This window comes from Streptantibioticus ferralitis (genome assembly GCF_029223525.1).
In the GTDB taxonomy this organism is placed as follows: Bacteria; Actinomycetota; Actinomycetes; order Streptomycetales; family Streptomycetaceae; genus Streptantibioticus_A; species Streptantibioticus_A ferralitis.
The window spans coordinates 289,823-309,395 of record NZ_JARHTQ010000002.1 but is presented as its reverse complement, the minus strand read 5'-3'; the positions used below and the strand labels follow the sequence as shown (position 1 = coordinate 309,395).

Below are 19,573 nucleotides of genomic sequence, written 5' to 3'. Positions count from 1 at the left end.
CATGGACGAAAGGAATAGGAGTTACATAAACCTCAAATCAATCTCTGCCCTTCCTACCAGGCAAGCGGCCAATGCATGCCCCATGCGGGACCAATCCGGTGACGGTCACCGCGCCGACCGGCACCCGCCGCGGCGCCGCGGGCCGCTCACCGCCGCCGGGTGGTCGGCCGAGCCGACTCGATCCGCAGGTGCGGGGGCGTCTGCGACGGCGGCTCCTTCCGTACGAACGCCCTGCGCAGCGCGTGATAGGGCGCTTCGGGGTCGAAGAAGTCGCGGCGCATCCGGGTGAGTTCCTCCTCGCGGTACGCGCTCAGCGGCTTGACGGCCTCGTCGCGCTCGCGCACCGCCTTCTTGTCGGCGATGTACCGCTGCGTCCGCGGCAAGGAGGCGAGGTGCGCGGCGAGGCGGGCGGCCGCCCCGCCGAAGTCCTCGGGCGCGCAGCGCACCAGGCGGTCCACCAGTCCGAGCTGATGCGCCGTCGCCGCGGTCACCGGCAGGGCCTGCCGGGTCAGCCGCTCCGCCGCGGCCTCCCCGACCCGGCGGGGCAGGGTGTACGTCCAGTACTCGGAGCCGTACAGGCCCATCAGCCGGTAGTGCGGGTTGAGCACCGCGCCCTGGCGGCACCACACCTGGTCGGCGGCCAGCGCCAGCATCGCACCGCCCGCTCCGGCGTTGCCGCCGAGGGCGGCCACCACCAGCCGGTCGGTGGTGGTCAGCACCGCCTCGACCAGGTCGTCCATGGCGTTGATGTTGGCCCAGGACTCCTCGGCGGGATCGGCGGCGGCCTCGATCACGCCCAGGTGGATGCCGTTGGAGAAGAAGTCCCGGGCACCGCCCAGCACCAGGACGGAGGTCGGCCGGGAGCAGGCGAAGCGGTAGGCGGCGAGCAGGCGTCGGCACTGACTGGTGCTCATCGCACCGCCGGGAAAGGAGAACCACAGGAAGCCGACCGCGCCGTCCTCGCGGTAGCGCAGATCCGTCCAGGTCCTGCGGTGCTCGGGCAGCCAGAGCGGGGCGGGGACCTCGCGGAGCGCGGGCATCCGGTCGCCGAGCGCGAGCACCGCCGGGAGCTTGAAGGTGGCCGGACCGCCTGGTCGCCGCCGCGGCCGCAGTTGCGCGATCCACACCGCGCCGTCCACCGTCGCCCGGCAGACCGCGCCCGACCGGGTCGCCAGCAGTTCACCCGGGCGCCCCCGCAGGCTGTCCTCCGGGCAGCCGCCGTGCAGGTACCACTCACCGCCGAGCAGATCATCCAGCACTCCGGGCTGTGCGTCGGCGGCCCGCAGTTGGCGCAGCACGGTCTCGGTCGGATCGGACGTCCAGTCGATGCGCCGCAGGCTCTGGTGGAAGTACGGCCGAATGCGCGCCGCGCCCTGTGGCTGCGGGCGCGGCGGGTACGTGCCGGAGGCGAACCGTTCCACTGCCAGCAGCACCGCCTCCAGCGCGGCGTCGCAGACCTCGTTGCGGTACAGGTCGCTCTTGCCCACCGACGGCACCGGAAACGGCACCGCGGCCCACACATCCCCGGCGTCCATCTCCGCGTTCGCCTGCAGAACCGTCACGCCCCAGGTGTCCGCGCCCTGGTGAACGGCCCAGTCCAGCGAGGACGGACCGCGGTCCCCCACCGGCCCCGGGTGCACGATCAGGCAGGTGTGCGCGGACCACACATCATGTGGAATCGCGGTCTTGAGCATCGGGGCGACCACGACGTCCGGAGCGTGCCGCCGCACCGCCTCCCGTACGGACTCGTCCCTCAGCGCGAGCTCCACCGCCACCGTGTGGCCCTGATCGCCCAGTTCGACGAACACCCGCTGCGTCAGGCTGTTGAACGCGCTCGCGATCAGCAGGATACGCACCGCAACCTCCCGTGCGCCGCGGCGCGGCGCGAAACCCTGACCCGCCACGGCGATCATGACGCCCCGCCCAGCACCCCTTCGGCCGCCCCGCCCGCAGGGTCACCCGGTCGGCGGCGGGGAGGCAGGGGTCGGCGCCGCGTCCGGCCGCTCGGCGGTGCGTTCGCCCTCAACAGGTCTTGACAGGCGGATCGCACGCTGGGTTACATGACCGTGCGCATCACTAACCGAATGTTCGGTCGGCATGGGTGTGGGAGGCACGATGAGCAGTGACCTGACCGCCGCCCCGGGTCCGCGGCGGCGACTGGGCGAAGCCCCGCCGGCGGGACTGCTGGACGACGGCGAGCGGTTGAGCCGCGAGGAGCTCAGGGCCAACCAACTGGCCCACCTACAGGCCACGTTGCGGCACGCCTACCAGCATGTCGAGATGTACCGGCGCAAGTTCGACGCGGCCGGTGTGACGCCCAGCGACTGCCGGACGCTCGCGGACCTCGCGCGGTTCCCCTTCACCACCAAAGCCGATCTGCGTGAGCACTACCCGTTCGGCACCTTCGCCGTCCCGATGGCCGATGTCCGCCGTATCCACGCCTCGTCCGGCACGACCGGCCGCCCCACCGTGGTCGGCTACACCGAGCGCGATCTGTCGATCTGGGCCGATGTCGTCGCCCGCTCGATCCGCGCCGCCGGCGGCCGCCCCGGCCACAAGGTGCACATCGCCTACGGCTACGGGCTGTTCACCGGCGGCCTGGGCGCCCACTACGGCGCCGAGCGGGCCGGATGCACGGTCATCCCCGCATCCGGCGGCATGACGGCCCGTCAGGTACAGATCATCCAGGACTTCCAGCCCGAGATCATCATGGTCACCCCGTCGTACATGCTCACCCTGCTCGACGAGTTCGAGCGGCAGGGTGTCGACCCGCGGACCAGTTCGCTGCGGATCGGGATATTCGGCGCCGAACCCTGGACCGAGCAGATGCGCCGCGAACTGGAGGAGCGGCTGGATCTGCACGCGGTGGACATCTACGGACTTTCGGAGCTGATGGGTCCGGGCGTGGCCCAGGAGTGTGTGGAGACCAAGGACGGACTGCACGTCTGGGAGGACCACTTCTACCCGGAGGTGGTCGACCCGATCACCGACCAGGTCATGGCCGACGGGGACAGCGGCGAGTTGGTCTTCACCTCGCTGACCAAGGAGGCGATGCCGGTCATCCGCTACCGCACGCGCGACCTGACCCGCCTGCTGCCCGGCACCGCGCGCCCGGCGTTCCGCCGGATCGAGAAGATCACCGGCCGCTGCGACGACATGATCATCCTGCGCGGAGTCAATGTCTTCCCCAGCCAGGTCGAGGAGATCGTGCTGCGCACCCCCGGCGTCTCCCCGCACTTCCAGGTGCTGCTCACCCGCCGCGGCCGGATGGACCATATGACCGTCCGCGTCGAGGCCCGGCCGCAGGCCGGTTCCCGGGAACGGGACACCGCGGCGACGGCCATCGCCGAGGGCGTCAAGGACGGGGTGGGCGTGACCGTCGAGGTCGCGATCGTCGAACCCGGCACGCTGGAGCGCTCGGTGGGCAAGCTGCGGCGGGTGATCGACCAGCGGACACCGTAGTGCCGCGACGGCCGCGGCCGTCAGACGGCGAGCGGGCGGTCCGTCGGCCGGACCGGCATGGGCAGTTCGGTGCTTCCGGTCAGATAGCGGTCGACCGCCGCCGCGGCGGACCGGCCCTCCGCGATGGCCCAGACGATCAGGGACTGGCCGCGTCCCGCGTCACCGGCGACGAACACTCCCGGCGCGTCGGCGGCGAAATCCACGTCCCGGGCCAGATGGCCGCGGGCGGTGAGCTGCAGCCCCAGCTGCTCGACGAGGCCGTTGTCCCGTTCAGGTCCGGAGAACCCCAGGGCCAGCAGCACCAGTTGGGCCGGGATCAGCCGCTCGGTACCGGGTATCGGGCGGCGCTCCCCCGGCTCGGTGTCGGCCAGGTGCAGCGCCCGCACATGGCCGTCGGCGTCTCCCTCGAAGCGCAGGGTGGAGGCGGAGAACATCCGTACGTCGGCGTCGGTCTCCGGCAGCGGTAGCCCACCGGTGTCCACGTCGCGGTGCTCGGCGAGTACCTGGCCCTCCTCGTGCGCGGGCGAGACCCGGTGCACGCGCGGATGGACCGGCCAGGGCTCGTCGTAGGAGCGGTCATCGCCCGGTCGCGGGTTGATGTCCAGCTGGACCACCGAGGCGGCGCGCTGCCGCAGTACGGTGCCCAGGCAGTCGGCACCGGTGTCACCGCCGCCCACGATGACGACATGCTTTCCCTCCGCGGTGATCGGCGACTCGGTGAAGTCCCCCTCCTGCACCCGGTTGGCGAGCGGCAGGTACTCCATCGCCTGGTGGATGCCCGTGAACTCGCGCCCTGGCACCGGGAGTTCACGCCATGCGGTCGCACCGACCGCTATCATCACCGCGTCGTGGCGAGCCCGCAGATCGGCGGCGTCGACATCGGTGCCGATGGCGACACCGGTACGGAACTTCGTTCCCTCGGCCCGCATCTGGGCTATCCGGCGGTCGAGATGCCGCTTCTCCATCTTGAACTCGGGGATGCCGTACCGCAGCAGCCCTCCGACGCGGTCAGCGCGCTCGTACACCACCACGGTGTGCCCGGCACGGGTCAGCTGCTGGGCGGCCGCCAGGCCCGCCGGGCCGGACCCGATCACCGCCACGGTCCGGCCGGAGAGCCGCTGCGGGGGCAGCGGCGGGGCCAGGCCGCGCTCCCAGGCATGGTCCGCGATCGCCATCTCGACGTTCTTGATGGTCACCGGATCCGCGTTGATGGCCAGCACACAGCCGCTCTCGCAGGGCGCCGGGCACAGCCGTCCGGTGAACTCGGGAAAGTTGTTGGTGGCGTGCAGCCGGTGGCTCGCCGCTTCCCAGTCGTCCCGGGAGACCAGCATGTTCCATTCCGGGATCAGGTTTCCCAGTGGACAACTGCTGTGGCAGAACGGGATGCCGCAGTCCATGCAGCGGCCTGCCTGCGCGTTGATGATCGGCAGCAGGCTCTGGCCGTCGTAGACCTCGTTCCAGTCCTGCACCCGCTCCTCGACCGGGCGGCGGGCGCAGGTGCGGCGCGGGGTGGTGAGAAAGCCTCTGGGGTCGGCCATGGGGCCTCCAGTAGCTTGCTAAGGCTTTTGGTCACGATACGGCTAGTTTGTTCGGCTATCGACAGGAGTATTCGGAATTGCGACCGGGTAATTCGTTTGATGCGGCAGAATGCCGGGCGGACCATGGCCTCTCGTGACCGGCGACCATCCCGGCGCGCGCGGCCCCAGGCTGCGCGCCCTGCTCCCTGACCTGGCGCCGTGGCGCTCCTCCCGCGACTTCCGGCTGATGTGGTGTGCGGGCGTGGTGACGATCTTCGGCAGTTGTGTCACCGCTGTCGCGCTACCCGTACAGATCAAGGAGTTGACCGGCTCGGCGCTCGCGGTCGGGGCGATCGGGGCGGTGCAACTGGTGCCGTTGATCGTCTTCGGGCTGTACGGCGGCGCGCTCGCCGATGCGGTGGACCGCCGGAAGCTGATCCTCTACTCCGAGGCGGCCCTCGGTCTGCTCTCGGTGTTCCTGCTGGTCAACACGTTGCTGCCGCACCCCGCGGTCTGGCCGCTGTATGTGGTGGCGGCGCTGGACAGCGCGCTGAGCGGGCTACAGCGCCCGGCGCTGGACTCCATCGTGCCGCGGATCGTCCCGCATGAGCAGCTCACCGCGGCCGCCGCGCTCAACGCCATGCGCTGGCAGGCCGGTGCGGTCGCCGGACCCGCGTTGGCGGGCGTGCTCATCGTCTACGCGGGCCTGGGATGGGCGTACGGACTGGACATCGCGTCGTTCGTGGTCTCGCTGGCCCTCTGCGCGGGGCTGCGGCCGTCGCCCGCGGGTCATGACGCGGATCGGCCGTCGCTGCGCAGCATCGTCGACGGAGCGCGCTACGCGTGGAGCCGCAAGGAACTGCTGGGCACGTACGCCGTCGACCTGGCGGCGATGTTCCTGGCCATGCCGCTGGCGATCTTCCCCTTCCTCGCCGACGACCTGCACGCCCGCTGGTCGCTGGGGCTGATGTACGCGGCCGTTCCGTTCGGGTCGCTGGTCGTCAGCCTGACCAGCGGCTGGTCTTCGAGAGTGCACCGACACGGGCGGATGGTGGTGTACGCGGCGGTGGTGTGGGGCCTTGCGATGGCGGCCGCGGGACGGGTGGGCAACGTCTGGCTGGTGCTGCTGTTCCTCGCTGTCGCGGGCGGCTGTGACCAGGTCAGCGGTCTTTTCCGGGTGACGATCTGGAACCAGACGATTCCCGACGAGTTGCGCGGCCGGCTCGCCGGGATCGAGCTGCTGTCCTTCACGGTGGGGCCGCAGCTCGGTCAGGTGCGGTCCGGCGGCATGGCCGGCTGGACCTCCGCGCGCACCTCGGTCTGGTCGGGCGGCCTGATGTGCGCGGCGGCGGTCGGGCTGCTGGCCGCCGCGCTGCCGAAGCTGATGTCGTACGACGCGCGCACCAACGAGCACGCCGTGCGGATGCGGGTGGGCCTGTCCGGCGGATCGTGATCGGGGTGCGGTTGCGCGGCTGGAGGCCGCTGAGGGATGCCGCGACACCGCCGGTCCACGCCGTGGGACTACTCGCCGTCGCGGCGGCAGGAAGATCGCGCCGCGACGGGGAAGAGCATGGCGACGCTGTCCGGCGGGCATCAACCGCCGAGACACCCGGTGGTCAGGTCCCGCCGGACAGGACGGCGACGCTACCTGCCGCCGCGGATCGCGAACGGCACTTCCTGGGAGGTGAAGGGCAGTTCCCCGTTGCCAACCGACAGGCCCGCGTCCGCGTGGGTCACATCGCCGGGGGCGGACTTGGCGACGGCCAGCCGCAGCCGGTAGACGGCGGTGGCGCCGGGGGCCAGCGGTGCCTTGCCGGTCGGTCGCAGTTGGACTGCCATGCCCGGGTCGCAACCGTTGGGCAGCAGCGAGATCCGCACCCAGCCGCGGCCGGGCTGGTACTCCTTCAGCACCAGATCCTTCGGCACCAGTGCCTGCGCCTTGCCTTGGCCGTAGGCGAAGTAGGTGGCGTTCAGCGCGGGGTAGGCCCGGTTGGTGGTGTTCTTCACGGTGAGCGTGAGATCGCGCGCCGCGCCGCCGCGCACCAGCGTGGTGCCGCGTTGCCAGCCGCTGACGGTGACCGCTGGGCGGGTGGCGGTGGCGGTGCGGGCCGCCGCGCGGTAGGTGTGGCCATGGCCGTCGTTCACCGAGGCGGCGACGGTGAGGCTGCCCGGGCGGTCGAGGTCCTGGAGCCGCAGCGCCACGGTGTAGGGGTGGCGGGGGCTCGCGGCCGCGCTGACCGGGAAGGAGAAGACACCGTGCTGCGGCCAACTGCCGCTGCCGGGGCTGGTGTTCAGGTCGACCCACCGGTGGGTCTGCGGAACGTACCGCTGTACTTCGAGCGAGTCGGTGCTGAAGCCGCGGCTGCTGACGTCCAGCCGCACCATGCCCTTCGAGACGGGTGTGCGCAGGGTGACGCTGGAGGACGACCACAGGCCGATCGGCGCCTGCGAGGCAAGGCCGTAGGAGATCTTCTGCCCGGCGGTCCCCACCGCGGTCACCGACGGGGCCTGGGAGTCCGCGGGTGCGGTGGCCGCGCCCTGCATGGCGCCGCAGCTCGGCGCCGTCTGCGTGCCGTCCACCGACGGAACGGTGGCCGCCTGTCCGGTCCCGGCCGTGCCGACCACCAGGGCCAGCCCGGCCGTCAGCGCCACCGCCGAACCCGCGGCCGCCTTGTGTGCCTTCGCCGTACGCTGCTGTGCGATTCTTCGTGTCATCGTGGCTCCCCCCACATTCGGGCTGTGGTTGCGTTCGTACGCCTATGGAGTCAGGGACTGTCCACCCTGGCTAATGGTTCCCCCATAGACCGGACATCCCGCATATCGCGGAGAAATTACAACCTGATGGCCGGTCACCACGCGTGCTGGCGACCGATGTCCCTGGGGAGTTCGAGGCCGAGGACCCGGTCCACCCGCAGAAAGCTTTCGAACCTGGCACCGTCCGGGACACCCGGATCGGACTCCAGCTCCCGCAGCACGGTCAGCGCGGTGGCGGTGTCCAGGTCGTCGTGGAAGGCGGCGAAGGCCCGTCGTACCGCCTCGATGTGCAGGGGCAGGGAAGGCGCGTCCGCCCATGTGGCGACCAGCCGCCGCCAGCGGTCGAGGAGCGTTTGGGCATCGGCGAGCACCGCGGGATCTAGGTCCGCGGCCCGCTGGTGTGCCTGACCCAGCAGCGCCAGGCGGACGGCGAGCGGTTCGGGGGCGTCTGCCTGTGGCAGACGGTCGATGCCCGAGGCGTGGACGGGACCGGTGGTGAAGAGCGGTTCGTCGGCCGCCTTCCATGCCTCGGCCGAGTCCGCGACCAGATGTACGTCCACCGGACCGCCGAGGGCGGCCCGTGGATCGCGGGTGTCGGCGTGCTCGGCGGGCGGGTGGATGCCGAGTGGACCGGTGTCGCGCGCCCACGCCTTCGCCCGCTCCTCGGTGAGTCCGCCCGCGGCGTGGACGAGGACCACCTGTGCGCCCTCGGTCTCGGCCGTGCGGGCCAGCACATCGGCCACCAGCAGCGCACGTAGATCGCCGAAGCCGAGCGAACCACCGCGCGCCGACAGGTGCACGCACACCCGGAGCAGACCGCGGCGGGTGGACTGGATCTCGGCGCGTTGCCCGGTACGGAGATCGGTGAGACGCACGTCGTCCTCCACTCGTGCCGTCGGCCTCGTCCCCGCGGGCCGCCACCGCGTCCGCCGGGCGGGTCGGCCGCTCCGTCAACCACCGCCGCCAGGCGCGCGGTTGGGGCCCGGCCCGCTGGAGGCGCGGGCGCGACGGCTGCCGCGGCGGGCGTCGGCGCGGGTGCGCCGCATCCAGTGTCGGCCCGGCCCCGGCCGTCCGCTACCCCGGTGCGGGTCGCGTCACTTCTTCGGACCGCGCGCAACGATGAACTCCGTCAGCCGGGCGCACCCCGGAGCCAGCCCCGACCAGGGGCCGTCGACGCTGAGCACGGCGACCGCGGAGGTCGGGAACTTCTCCCGCGCGCGATCCAGCGAGTCACCCGCCGCATCACCGGCGAGCGCCAGCGTCAGCTCCTGCACACCGGGCTGGTGGGCGATCAACAGCACGGCGCGCACCTCCTCGGGCGTCTCGCGCAGTACACCGAGCAGTTCCGGCAGTTCGGCCGCGTACAGCCGATCGTCGTAGACGGCGGACGGCTCGGCCGCCAACTCGCCGCGCACCAGCTCCCATGTCTCGCGAGTACGCCGCGCCGGAGAGCAGACGACCAGGTCGGGCAGGCGGCCCGCGGTCCGCAGCCAGCGCCCGGCAGCCGGGGCGTCCCGGCGCCCGCGGCCGGCCAGCGGGCGTTCGCGGTCATCGACGCCCTCCGGCCACGCGGACTTCGCGTGCCGCAGGACGTAGACACGTTTGTACCCCGGCATCGTCATGGCGCCAGTGTCCCCCACCGTCCGCGGTCAGTCGTCGGGAACCGGCCGGGCCCTCACGCCTCTCCCGGGTGCCAGGGCGGCCACTCCCAGGGGCGGTCGTCCCAGTGCACCTGGCGCGGGTCGTCGAGGTTGAGCCACGGGAATTCCTGGTGCACCCGGGGCTCGAACTCCTCCCGTTCCAAGGGGACCCATCCAACTCCCTTCAGGTGCACGCGCCGGTAGCGGCTGTCGGTGTCGTACGGGGCCACTTCGACCGGGTAGTCCTGGCTGGTCGCCTTCGTGGAGTGCCTCATACCTTCAGGGTGCGGCCATCCCCCGGACGGCGCATCGTGGAGGTGGGGTCCGGCCGTGTACGTACGGATGATCACGGAGGTGCGTGATGAGCACGATCGAGAAGCAGATCGATGTCAGCGTCCCCGCCGACGTCGCCTGGGACTGCCTGCACAGCGTGGAGAGCTATCCACAGTTCGTCGACGGTGTCCGGGAGGCGCGACCAGAGGGCAAGCGCCGAGCACATCTGGATCTCGAAGGGGGTGGCAAGGTGCGGGAGGTGGACGCGGAGATCACCGACCGCGCGAAGAGCGGCACGAAGGGGAACGTGATGCTCTGGCACACCGCGCACGGTGAGGGGGCTGAGCTGAAGGGCGCGTTCACCGTACGCGCGATCGACGACCAGCACACCCAGGTCCAGGTGCGGGTGGAGTACGACCCGGAGAAGACCAGGGACACGTTCGGCGGCCCCAAGGGCTTCGCCCAGTCGGACGCCATCCAGGAGCTGGTCCAGCACGACCTCGAAAAGTTCAAGGACCTAGTGGAACACCAGCGCTGACAGGCGGGTACCGCCGTGGACATCATCGCCTACGGCGTGCTCGCCGACGAGCGTTCCGCCTTGGAGCAGGCCTTCGGGGAGCGGCACGATCTGCGCTGCCTCGACCTCGTGCTCAACCAGGACACCGCGCCGACCGCGGCCGGATACGAGGCGGTCATCAGCAGTGTGAACGACTGCCTGGCCGCGGATGTCCTGCGCGCACTGGCCCAGGGCGGCACCCGGCTGGTCACGCAGCGCTCCACCGGCTACCACAACATCGACCTCGACCAGGCGCGCAGACTCGGGCTGACCGTGGCCCGGGTCGCGCACTACTCCCCGTATGCCGTCGCGGAGTTCGCCTGGGCGCTCGCCCTCGCGGTGAACCGCAGGGTGGTACGCGCCGTCTGGCGGACGCGCGAGTTCGACTTCCGGCTGACCGGTCTGATGGGCCGCGACTTCCACGGCCGTACCGTCGGCATCCTGGGCACCGGCAGGATCGGCACCGCCTTCGCCGGTATCGCGAACGGCTTCGGCATGCGGCTGCTCGGATGGGACATCACGCAGAACGCCCGCTGTTTGGCCCTCGGCATGGAGTACGTGGACCTGGACCCCCTGCTTGAGGCAGCCGACCTGGTCAGCCTGCATCTCCCGCTGGTCCCCGAGACGCACCGGCTGCTGGGTGCGGACGCGCTGGGGCGGATGAGGCGCGACGCGATCCTGATCAACACCAGCCGGGGCGGTCTGATCGACGCGGGTGCCCTGGTGGAGACGCTGCGACAGGGCGGTCTCGACGGTGTGGGTCTGGACATGTACGAGGAGGAGGCCGGGGTCTCCTTCGACCGGTCCCTGGAGGTGATGGCCGACGACACCCTGGCCCAGCTGATGACCTTCCGCAACGTCCTGGTCACCTCCCACCAGGCGTACTTCACGCAGGACGCCGTCGGCGAGATCGTCGACACCACCGTTCGGAACGTCGAGGACTACCTCGCCGGGCGAACCGGCGAGAACACCCTCACCTCACCGCACGACCAGGCATGACGCGGTCCCTGCCGGAGGCCGGCCGACTTCCGGCAGGGACCAATGGCCCCATCGACCAGGGACCATCCGCTCTTCCAGCCGCTGCCGGATCCGGCCTTTGCTGAACGTGTCCCGGCCCGACGACAGCCGTCGGGCGCCAGCGCCACCAAGAGGCTGAGGCTGCGATGTTGGAGAGCCAGTCGTCGAAGGACGGCCAGTCAGCGACTTGTGCAGACGGCCAGCCGGTGCCCCACGTACGGGAGAGGGCGGTCGGCCGCATCCTGGTCGTGGAACTGCACGGCGAGGTCGACTTCGTGTCCGCTCGCGCCGTGAAGTCCCGCATCGACGCGCTGACCGCCGGGCGGCGCCAGGTGGTGCTGATGGATCTACGTCCGGTGACCTTCATCGACTGCGCCGGTCTGTCGGTGCTGTGCCGGGCCCGGCGCCGGGTCCGGATGCGCGGCGGCCGACTGGCACTGGTCATCACTGACCCGCATGTGCTGCGCACGTTGTCGCTGGCCGGGCTGTCCAAGGCGTTCGACGTCCACGGCAGGCTCGATGACGCCCTCGCGGCGCACAGCAGCGGCGCCGACGGGCAGCCCGTCTCCGCTCTCTCCGGCACCCGCGCTTTGGGGGACGCGGCGCCGCTGCCGGGATGACCCGTCGAGCGAGGCGGCGCGGATGAGCGATTCCCGCGACCCGTACATCGTCGTGGGCGCAGACGCGTCCGCGGGGGCGGAGACGGCACTGGACTGGGCGGTCGATGACGCCGCCAAGCGCCGCGCCCAGCTGCGCATCGGCCATGCGTGGAGCCTGGCCACCCATCTGCTGCCGGACGCCGACCGCGGGCACCTGGTGGAGGCCGCTCAGAAGGCGGCGGAGGAGCTGGTGGAGCGGGCCGCGCGGCGGGCGCTGGCCCGCCGTCCGGAACTCGACGTGACCGCCGAACCGCTGCCCGGCGAGCCCGCGGTGAACCTGCTGAGCATGGCGGACGGCGCGGATCTGCTGGTGGTGGGGGCTCGCGGACTGGGCCGGTTCGAGCCGGTGCTGCTGGGCTCGGTGAGTGAGACGGTGGCGGCACACGCGACATGTCCGGTGGCCGTGGTGCGATCGACCGGCTCGGCGGCCGGGCCGGTCGTGGTGGGCGTCGCGCCGGATGAGGCCCGAGGACCGCTGGAGTTCGCCTTCGTGGAGGCCGAACGGCGCGGCGTGCCGCTGCACGCGGTGCGGACCTGGCTGCATCCGCAGGCCCTGCCCGGTCAGGCGGTGGTGCCCCCGCACGAGACGGCCGAGCGGGATCGCGGCGAGGGCGAGGAGCTCGATGCCCTGCTGGCGCCGGTGCGCGAGTCCTTCCCGGACGTACCGGTGGAGACCGAGGCGCGGCTGGCGGAGCCGGAAGCCGCGCTGGTCGAGGCGTCACGAGCGGCGTCGCTGGTGGTCGTGGGGGCACGTCGGCACCGTGGCCGCTTCGGGCTGCCGTTCGGGCGGGTGACCCGACGGGTGCTCCATCACGCCCACTGCCCGGTCGTGGTCGTTCCGGTCTGACCTCCCGCGCCCCGGGTTGCCCCCGGCCGACGCGGGCGGGCTCACCACGCCGCTGACCGGCGCATGGCGGAATGCCGACACTGGCCGACACTGGAGGAAGAGACCGCGGACGCGATCGCGGTGCGCGGGTGCGTGCCCGTAAACGTCCGTGTGAAGGAGATCGCTCCCGTGATCACACGAGTACGCCTGCCGCATCGCCACCTGACACCGCCCGCCAAGCCGGGGCCGCCGCGCGAGCCGCCCCAGCGGCCGGGGGCGCCACCGCCGACGCCGTGGCGCCGATGGGTGCTGCCGCTGCTGTTCGCCACCCTGGCGATCATCGTGCTGCTGGCGCGCGCCCCGACCGGACCGCCGCACACCCAGCTGGCCTACAGCGACTTCGTCAACAAGGTGGGCGCCAGCCAGGTGCAGAAGGTCGACATCGACGACAAGGGCGCGGTGAGCGGCACCCTCACGGACGGCACCAGGTTCACCACCCGGATCCCGACCGCGTTGGGCACCGGCCAGTTGCAGCAGCAACTCCAGTCCCATCACGTGCAGATCACCGCGAGCCAGGGCGGCAGGGGCAGCCCGTTGATCTCGGTGCTGCTGGGCTTCCTGCCGTTCCTGCTGCTCATCGGCTTCTTCCTGTGGACCGCGCGCCGCACGGCGAGTTCGCTGACCGGTGGGCTGAGCGCCATCGGCCGGTCACGCGCGAAGATCATCGAGGCCGAGCGGCCGACCACGCGCTTCGACGACATCGCCGGATACGGCGGGGTCAAGCAGGAGATCAGCGAGGTCGTCGACTATCTGCGCAGCCCCGCGCGCTACGCGGCGGCGGGCGCCAAGGGACCCCGCGGTGTGATCATGGTCGGGCCGCCGGGAACCGGCAAGACCCTGCTGGCCCGGGCGGTCGCCGGAGAGGCGGACGTACCGTTCCTGTCCGTGACCGGCTCGGCGTTCGTGGAGATGTTCGTCGGTGTCGGCGCCTCCCGGGTCCGTGATCTGTTCGACGACGCGCGCAAGCGGGCGCCCTCGATCATCTTCATCGACGAGATCGACGCCGTGGGCAGCCGACGCAGCGGGGTACGGCTCGGTGGCAACGACGAGCGCGAACAGACCCTCAACCAACTCCTGGCCGAAATGGACGGCTTCGACGAGAGCACCGGCATCGTCGTCCTGGCCGCCACGAACCGGCCCGAGGCCCTGGACCCGGCGCTGCTGCGCCCCGGCCGGTTCGACCGACAGGTCACCGTGCCGCTGCCCAACCAGGCCGAGCGGGCGGCCATCCTCGCCGTCCACGCCCGCGGCAAGGTCCTCGCCCCCGATGTCGACCTCGACGCAGTCGCCCGCGCGACCCCCGGGTTCTCCGGCGCCGACCTGGCGAACCTGGTCAACGAGGCGGCCATCAACGCGGTGCGCGCCGACCGGTCGATCATCGGCGCCGAGGACCTGGACGCGGCCCGCGACCGGGTGCTGCTCGGCCGACGGGAGACGTCCAACGCCCTGCTGCCCGACGAGCGGCGTTCCGTCGCCGTCCACGAGTCCGGCCACGCGCTCGTCGCGGCACTGTGCGAGCACGCCGACCCGGTCGCGAAGGTCACCATCCTGCCCTCCGGTATGGCGCTCGGCGTCACCGAGCAACTCCCCGAAGCCGAGCGGCACTTGTACAGCGAGGGGTATCTCACCGATCTGCTGGCCGTACGACTCGGCGGTCGGGCCGCGGAGTTGGTCGTCTTCGGCGAGGGTTCCACCGGCGCCGCCAACGACCTGGCCGGTGCCACCCAGATCGCCACCCGTATGGTCCGGGAGTTCGGGCTGTCCCCGGAGTTGGGCCCGATCGGCTACGCCTCGTCCAATCCGCAGTACCTCGGCCAGAACACCGAGGACCTGCTGGCCCGGCCGCCGTACTCGGAGCAGACCCAGCGTGTCGTCGACGAAGAGGTGGCCCGGCTGCTGCGCCAGGCGGAGCAGCGTGCGCTCGCCCTGCTGACGGATCACCGCGCGGCCCTGGACCAGTTGGCCGAGTTGCTCGTCGCTCGGGAGACGGTGGACGGTTCCGCGGTCCTTGAGGTGTTGCGCCAGGAGCAGCGACCGGACGATGCGCACTCCTCCGGTGCCGCGCCCCGCGCCGCCCGGCTATGACCGGTCCGTCCAGGACGCGGTGAGCCGACCGTCCCGGTCCGTGATGTCGGTGCCGAAGGTGGCACACACCCGGCTGAGCCGGTCCCGTATCCAGGTGTAGTCGCTGCCCCGGGCCAGCCGGGTGTGGCAGTACTTCAGGGTCAGCGGAACAGCTTCGACGCGGCGCACCGCCGACGCGTCCAGGGTCACCAGGAAGAGCAGCCCGAGGTCGTTGCGCAGCAGCGGATGGACGGCGTAGTCGTCGATGAAGTCGCCGAGGTCGAAGAGCACCTGGCGGGTGAATCCGTGGAACACATGGGCCGAGTGGCCCACCACCAGGCTGGCACCGGCCGCCGTCAGCACCGGCGCGGCCTGGCGCACGTACGGCACGGGATGGCCGACCATGTTCGGCCCCCAGTGCACGGCGACCAGCGTGATGTCGGTGCGCCGGCGCAGGGCGCGCACCGCCTCGGTGAGCCAGGCCGGTACGCCGCTCGCGAGGTCCGCGTAGGCGGTCCCGGGCCGGCCGGGACCGGCGGCGAACTCCTCCGCGTGGTCGACGACGCCCATCAGTCCGATCCGTAGTCCGCCCACGGTCAGTACGACGGGGGCGCGGGCCTGCTCAGCGGTGGCGCCCGCCCCCACCACCTGGATACCGGCGGCGGCCAGCAGCGCCAGGGTGTCGGCGAGGGCGGTGGGGCCGAAGTCGAGTGCGTGGTTGTTGGCCAGCGACACGGCGTCCACACCCAGTTCGGCCAGCGCTTCGACGGCGAGCGGCGGTGCCCGGAAGAAGAAGGGCTTGCCCGGGACGGGGGCGGGGCGGCCGCGGTCGGAGACACAGCATTCGAGGTTGAGGACGAAGGCGTCGGCCTCCGCCACGGTCTCCTTCAGCTCTGGCGCGAACAGCGCCCCCGGCCCGTACCGCGCGAGCCATTCGGCGACCCCGCGGCCGAGCATCGTGTCGCCGGCCAGTGCGAGCTTGACGGTCATCACCGTCCATCGTGCGCCTGCCACCGGCCGGAGTGTCGGGCATCCCCGGGCCACGAGCCGTCCACGTAGGCCAACCGAGTGAATCCCGGGCGACCGGTGTATCGGACATTTGGGTGGTGAGCACAATGAGGGGTAATGCGGCTGTCCGTTTCAACGAGAGCCGGTCGGAAGACGACAGCACGCGGGGGGGTCCACATTCCATGACGCGGCGGATCGCGTATTGCGCCGCAGCAGGCCGCTGCTCTCGCCATGGCGCGGCCGGAACCATCGCGCAAAGGAAAGATCAGGGTCCATGGCACAGGTTCATTTCGGAACACTGCCACTGTCGGTGCTGGCCGCGGATGCCCGCGTAACGGTGGCGTATTTCTGGCCGGGCGTGGCGGACTGGCATACCTGGCAACGTGTGTCCGCCTCTCCCACCCCGCGCAGCGACGGAATTCCGATCGAAATCGAGAAGGAGGCGCAGGACTGGGACGTGGTTTCCGGCGACAGACGGTACGACAGCCTCGTCACCTGGCACAACGCACACTTCAACCCGCAGGAATTCCAGGCGGTCATGACCGTCGTCACGCCCTAGACGGCAGAAAGGAGCGGTATGAGGGTCCAGGTGCTCTATGACACCGAAGGCAATCTCATCGCCCTGTCGGGCACAGCCGTGGAGGAAGGCCAGCCCGGCCACCGGCTGATCGCCACGGACGGCCACGAGGTGGCCGAGGTCGAGGTACCGGCCGGGTACGTCGACTCCACTCTTCCGGACATCTTCAACCAGCTGCGGGTGGAGATCCATGCCGGGCAGCCCACCCTGGTGGCCAGGAAACCGGGGTAAACCGCGGGGTCAATCCTCACCGATGGTCAGCCGGTAGCCGGTGACGATGTCCGGGCTGATCCGGATGACATGCTCCACCCCGGTGTCGGTCCACGGTGCCAACGTCCGTCGGTAGCGGGCCAGTTCGGTGCGGTCGCTCACCAGGCGGGCCGCACCGGTGACGGTTACGCTCCATCCGGTGTGCCGCGACGGATCCAGCTCGTCCGCCTCGTAGGCGACCACCCCGCGTTCCCCCGGACTCAGGATCGCGGCACCGTCCTGCGCCAGGAGGACGACATTGCCGTCGTCAACGATGTGCTTGACCGGACGGATCGCCGGTAGTGCCTGGTGCGAGTAGACCACCCGCCCCAACGACACGCCCGCCAGCAACTCCATTGCCTCGCTCCTGGTGAGCTCGACCATGCGTGCGAGCGAACGCCTCTCAGCAGTCATCTGCCACCTCCAGCACGCGCACCGGCGCGTTCGCACGCGAACACACGGTCAACGGCACGGCCTGCCGCCACCGCTACCAGCACACGGCGCGGTTCCGCGCCGGGCCAGGGGCCGAACGGCTCTTTTCGAGGTCGGTCGGCCGGTGCCGAGTGGACACCGGCCCCAATCGACGCGTGGACAGCGGCCAACCTGCCCTGACGCAGCCGCGGTTCAGGCATGCCGGTGGGTCCACCGCGGTTCGACCTCGGCCCACGCGCGCTCCCACGCCCGCGCCCGCCACCTGTCCAACGCCCCCCGGACGATGATCCGACGGCCGCCCAGCAGCAGCACGCACACCCCGCCCGCGGCGCAGGCGCCCGCGAGGTCGGACAGCACCCCGGTCTGGTGCGGGGTCATCGGCTGGTGCCGGAGCCGCCCGCTGGGGTCGGTCCAGATCAGCGTGGTGGAACCGGCCTTCGCGCCCGCCGTCACCTGGGCCGGCGCGGTGCGCACCGAGTGGTCGGGAGCCGTCCAGCGAACCGTCGCCTGGGCCTTTCCGGTGTCCTGCCCGGTCGTCACCGCGGTCGCCGCGGACGCGGCGTCCTGGGTCAGTACGGCGGAGGTGCGGTGCCAGCCCTGCTGCTGGCTCAGCAACTGCGCATCGACATTCCCGGCGAGCACCGCCCCGGTCAGCGGGGCCAGCCCGGCCACCAACACGGCCGTCGCCACACCGATCCACCCCTCGGCGACGTCCGACCGCCGCATGAGCGGATTGTGCCGCCCTCTCCACATCCTCACCGTGGCGCCCATGGGCTTCACCCGCCCTTCCGAGGAATACGCGCCTGCCGTGGCGCGGTCCGTCCGCGCGGCTACCCGTGCGGGACGACGGCGACCGGGCACGGTGCGTGGTGCAGTACCGCATGGGCGACCGGCCCGAGCCGGGTGCCCATCGGCGTTCGCTGGGTGCGCCGCCCGACCACCAGGAGGGCGGCGTCGGGCGCTGCGGCGACCAGGTGCTCCGCGGGGCTCCCGGCGACGAGTTGCTCGCGCACCGCGATCCGCGGGTACTTCTCCCGCCAGGGCCGCAGCGCGGCGGAGAGCTCCTGCCGTTCCTGCCGCTCCGCGGTGTCGGCGGATTCGGCGTCGACGCCGCCCGCCGCGTAGTCGTACAAGGCCGGTGCGTGCCAGGCGAACACGGTCCGTAGTGGAGCCCCACGGACAGCCGCGGCCTCGAAGGCGAACTCGGCCAGGGGCTCGCAGGGGTGGCGCGGGTCGAGCCCCACGACGACCTCGCGCCGGTCATCGCGCGCCGCCCCGGCAGCTTCGGCGGCGGTCCCGGTGGCGCGTACCAGCACCACCGGCCGCTCCGCGCGAGCCACCACGCCGAGGGAGACGGAGCCGGTGAGATATCCGTGCACACCGCCGACCCCCCGGGAGCCGAGGACCAGGAGCTCGGATTCGAGCGCGGCCGCTACGAGCGCCTTGACCGGCAGGTTCTCGATCTCGCCGACCGAGACGGGCAGCCCCGGGTAGCGGGACTCGATGTCGGTCGCCGCGTCGTTCAAGATGCGTTCCGGCCAGCTCTGCCGTGCGCCGGTGTCCGGTGCGCGGTCCTGATGGGACGGCAGCCACTCCCAGGCGTACATCAGCCGTAGCGGCAGACCGCGCAGCTGTGCCTCACGCGCCGCCCAGTGCGCGGCGGCGGTGCTTTCCGCGGAGCCGTTCAGGCCGACGGTGAGGGGGCGAGCCATGGCGCGTACCTCCGGATCGCGTGCGGAGCGAGCCCCGTACCGGACGGGACCTGCTACCTCCAGCCTCCCTCGTGATGCGGGCCGAGCGGAAAGGGGCCGGTCGGCCCCTTGCCCGACCCTGTCAGCCCCTGTCGGCGGCACGCACCGCACAGAACCCTCGAAGCAGAGCGGCACGGTGCCGCCAGGAGGTGGCCGCGATGACCATGACAGCGAACGCCCGCCGAGTGCGCGTGGGGCACCAGCAGCCGGTCAGGCCGCTGGCCGAGCTGACCGCCGCGGACCTGGTCGGTCCGGTGGGGGCGGCCATCGGCGAGGACGCCACGCTGTGGGAGGCACTGCGGCGCTTCCTCACCCAGCACACCCGGCACCTCGCCGTCGTGGATGGCCGGCGCCGCTACCGCGGACTGCTGTCCGACCGCCATCTGGCGGCGCGCGCGCCGTTCGACGAGCGGTCGCTGCGCAGCCTTCGCGTCCGGGACATCGGCTGCCTCGACCGCCCCGCGCTGGCACCCGGCACCAGCCTGACCGCCGTCGCGCGGCTGCTGACCGACTACGAGGCGGACGCTCTCCCGGTGGTCGACGCGCACGGCGAGGTGCTCGGCGTGGTGACCCGGGACATCGTGGTCCGGGCACTGGCCGACCGCGGTCCCGACGGCCGTGCGCGCCCTGCGCCGAGGCAGTCGAAGCGTCGGTGACCGGGCCGCGCCACGGCTGCCCGACCGCCCGTTCGGCCCATGTGCACGGGTGACGGTACGGGGCAGGCTGTC

The 19,573-nt window shown here is 71.7% G+C and carries 20 protein-coding genes; 10 read left to right on the top strand and 10 right to left on the bottom strand.

Going from position 1 to position 19,573, the window contains the following annotated elements:
* Positions 1-146: 146 nt before the first annotated feature.
* Positions 147-1,856, bottom strand: a complete 1,710-nt coding sequence (locus P2L57_RS04270) for a hydrogenase maturation protein (RefSeq protein ID WP_275808400.1) — start codon at positions 1,854-1,856, stop codon at positions 147-149.
* Between the two features lie 259 nt (positions 1,857-2,115).
* Between P2L57_RS04270 and paaK the strand changes: the two genes are divergently transcribed.
* Positions 2,116-3,462 carry a phenylacetate--CoA ligase PaaK gene (gene paaK / locus P2L57_RS04265; RefSeq protein ID WP_275808397.1) on the top strand — a complete coding sequence of 449 codons (1,347 nt, stop codon included), beginning with the start codon at positions 2,116-2,118 and terminating at the stop codon, positions 3,460-3,462.
* A 20-nt stretch (positions 3,463-3,482) separates the two neighbouring features.
* Here paaK and P2L57_RS04260 read toward each other — a convergent pair whose 3' ends face one another.
* Positions 3,483-5,000, bottom strand: a complete 1,518-nt coding sequence (locus tag P2L57_RS04260) for a glutamate synthase subunit beta (protein ID WP_275808393.1) — start codon at positions 4,998-5,000, stop codon at positions 3,483-3,485.
* A 109-nt stretch (positions 5,001-5,109) separates the two neighbouring features.
* Between P2L57_RS04260 and P2L57_RS04255 the strand changes: the two genes are divergently transcribed.
* Positions 5,110-6,432 carry an MFS transporter gene (locus tag P2L57_RS04255; protein WP_372515599.1) on the top strand — a complete coding sequence of 441 codons (1,323 nt, stop codon included), beginning with the start codon at positions 5,110-5,112 and terminating at the stop codon, positions 6,430-6,432.
* 191 nt (positions 6,433-6,623) lie between these two features.
* Here P2L57_RS04255 and P2L57_RS04250 read toward each other — a convergent pair whose 3' ends face one another.
* From P2L57_RS04250 to P2L57_RS04235, 4 genes are all read right to left on the bottom strand, one after another.
* The gene (locus P2L57_RS04250; protein ID WP_275808387.1) at positions 6,624-7,694 is read right to left on the bottom strand and encodes a hypothetical protein; all 1,071 of its coding nucleotides are present in this window, start codon (positions 7,692-7,694) and stop codon (positions 6,624-6,626) included.
* A gap of 134 nt (positions 7,695-7,828) precedes the next feature.
* Entirely contained in the window at positions 7,829-8,608 is a 780-nt protein-coding gene (locus P2L57_RS04245; protein WP_275808384.1) for a hypothetical protein, read from the bottom strand.
* Positions 8,609-8,827: 219 nt separating this feature from the next.
* On the bottom strand, positions 8,828-9,355 hold the full coding sequence (locus P2L57_RS04240) for a SixA phosphatase family protein (protein WP_275808381.1): 528 nt from the start codon (positions 9,353-9,355) through the stop codon (positions 8,828-8,830).
* Positions 9,356-9,408: 53 nt separating this feature from the next.
* Positions 9,409-9,648 carry a hypothetical protein gene (locus P2L57_RS04235; protein ID WP_275808379.1) on the bottom strand — a complete coding sequence of 80 codons (240 nt, stop codon included), beginning with the start codon at positions 9,646-9,648 and terminating at the stop codon, positions 9,409-9,411.
* A gap of 86 nt (positions 9,649-9,734) precedes the next feature.
* On the opposite strand from P2L57_RS04235, the gene P2L57_RS04230 reads away from it, so the two are divergent.
* The 5 genes from P2L57_RS04230 (at position 9,735) to ftsH (ending at position 14,849) form a co-directional block, all read left to right on the top strand.
* Positions 9,735-10,184, top strand: a complete 450-nt coding sequence (locus P2L57_RS04230) for an SRPBCC family protein (protein ID WP_275808376.1) — start codon at positions 9,735-9,737, stop codon at positions 10,182-10,184.
* 15 nt (positions 10,185-10,199) lie between these two features.
* Positions 10,200-11,201: a 2-hydroxyacid dehydrogenase gene (locus P2L57_RS04225; protein ID WP_275808373.1), complete on the top strand. Its 1,002-nt coding sequence runs from the start codon at positions 10,200-10,202 to the stop codon at positions 11,199-11,201.
* 164 nt (positions 11,202-11,365) lie between these two features.
* Complete coding sequence (locus P2L57_RS04220) at positions 11,366-11,839, top strand: STAS domain-containing protein (protein WP_275808370.1); 474 nt, start codon at positions 11,366-11,368, stop codon at positions 11,837-11,839.
* A gap of 22 nt (positions 11,840-11,861) precedes the next feature.
* Positions 11,862-12,725: a universal stress protein gene (locus P2L57_RS04215; RefSeq protein WP_275808366.1), complete on the top strand. Its 864-nt coding sequence runs from the start codon at positions 11,862-11,864 to the stop codon at positions 12,723-12,725.
* A 168-nt stretch (positions 12,726-12,893) separates the two neighbouring features.
* On the top strand, positions 12,894-14,849 hold the full coding sequence (ftsH, locus tag P2L57_RS04210) for an ATP-dependent zinc metalloprotease FtsH (RefSeq protein ID WP_275808363.1): 1,956 nt from the start codon (positions 12,894-12,896) through the stop codon (positions 14,847-14,849).
* Here ftsH and P2L57_RS04205 read toward each other — a convergent pair.
* Positions 14,844-15,842 (bottom strand): CapA family protein, encoded by a 999-nt coding sequence (locus P2L57_RS04205; RefSeq protein ID WP_275808360.1) that lies wholly within the window; start codon positions 15,840-15,842, stop codon positions 14,844-14,846. The genes ftsH and P2L57_RS04205 overlap by 6 nt on opposite strands.
* A gap of 268 nt (positions 15,843-16,110) precedes the next feature.
* Between P2L57_RS04205 and P2L57_RS04200 the strand changes: the two genes are divergently transcribed.
* On the top strand, positions 16,111-16,395 hold the full coding sequence (locus P2L57_RS04200; protein WP_275808356.1) for a hypothetical protein: 285 nt from the start codon (positions 16,111-16,113) through the stop codon (positions 16,393-16,395).
* An 18-nt stretch (positions 16,396-16,413) separates the two neighbouring features.
* Positions 16,414-16,644 carry a hypothetical protein gene (locus tag P2L57_RS04195; RefSeq protein WP_275808353.1) on the top strand — a complete coding sequence of 77 codons (231 nt, stop codon included), beginning with the start codon at positions 16,414-16,416 and terminating at the stop codon, positions 16,642-16,644.
* A gap of 9 nt (positions 16,645-16,653) precedes the next feature.
* Here P2L57_RS04195 and P2L57_RS04190 read toward each other — a convergent pair whose 3' ends face one another.
* The 3 genes from P2L57_RS04190 to P2L57_RS04180 all read right to left on the bottom strand — a co-directional run bounded on the left by P2L57_RS04190 (position 16,654) and on the right by P2L57_RS04180 (position 18,806).
* Positions 16,654-17,076 (bottom strand): pyridoxamine 5'-phosphate oxidase family protein, encoded by a 423-nt coding sequence (locus P2L57_RS04190; RefSeq protein WP_275808350.1) that lies wholly within the window; start codon positions 17,074-17,076, stop codon positions 16,654-16,656.
* A 210-nt stretch (positions 17,077-17,286) separates the two neighbouring features.
* Complete coding sequence (locus P2L57_RS04185) at positions 17,287-17,847, bottom strand: Rv1733c family protein (RefSeq protein WP_425574829.1); 561 nt, start codon at positions 17,845-17,847, stop codon at positions 17,287-17,289.
* A 77-nt stretch (positions 17,848-17,924) separates the two neighbouring features.
* Positions 17,925-18,806, bottom strand: a complete 882-nt coding sequence (locus P2L57_RS04180; protein ID WP_275808344.1) for a universal stress protein — start codon at positions 18,804-18,806, stop codon at positions 17,925-17,927.
* Positions 18,807-19,003: 197 nt separating this feature from the next.
* Between P2L57_RS04180 and P2L57_RS04175 the strand changes: the two genes are divergently transcribed.
* Positions 19,004-19,501 carry a CBS domain-containing protein gene (locus P2L57_RS04175; RefSeq protein ID WP_275808341.1) on the top strand — a complete coding sequence of 166 codons (498 nt, stop codon included), beginning with the start codon at positions 19,004-19,006 and terminating at the stop codon, positions 19,499-19,501.
* Positions 19,502-19,573: the final 72 nt, after the last annotated feature.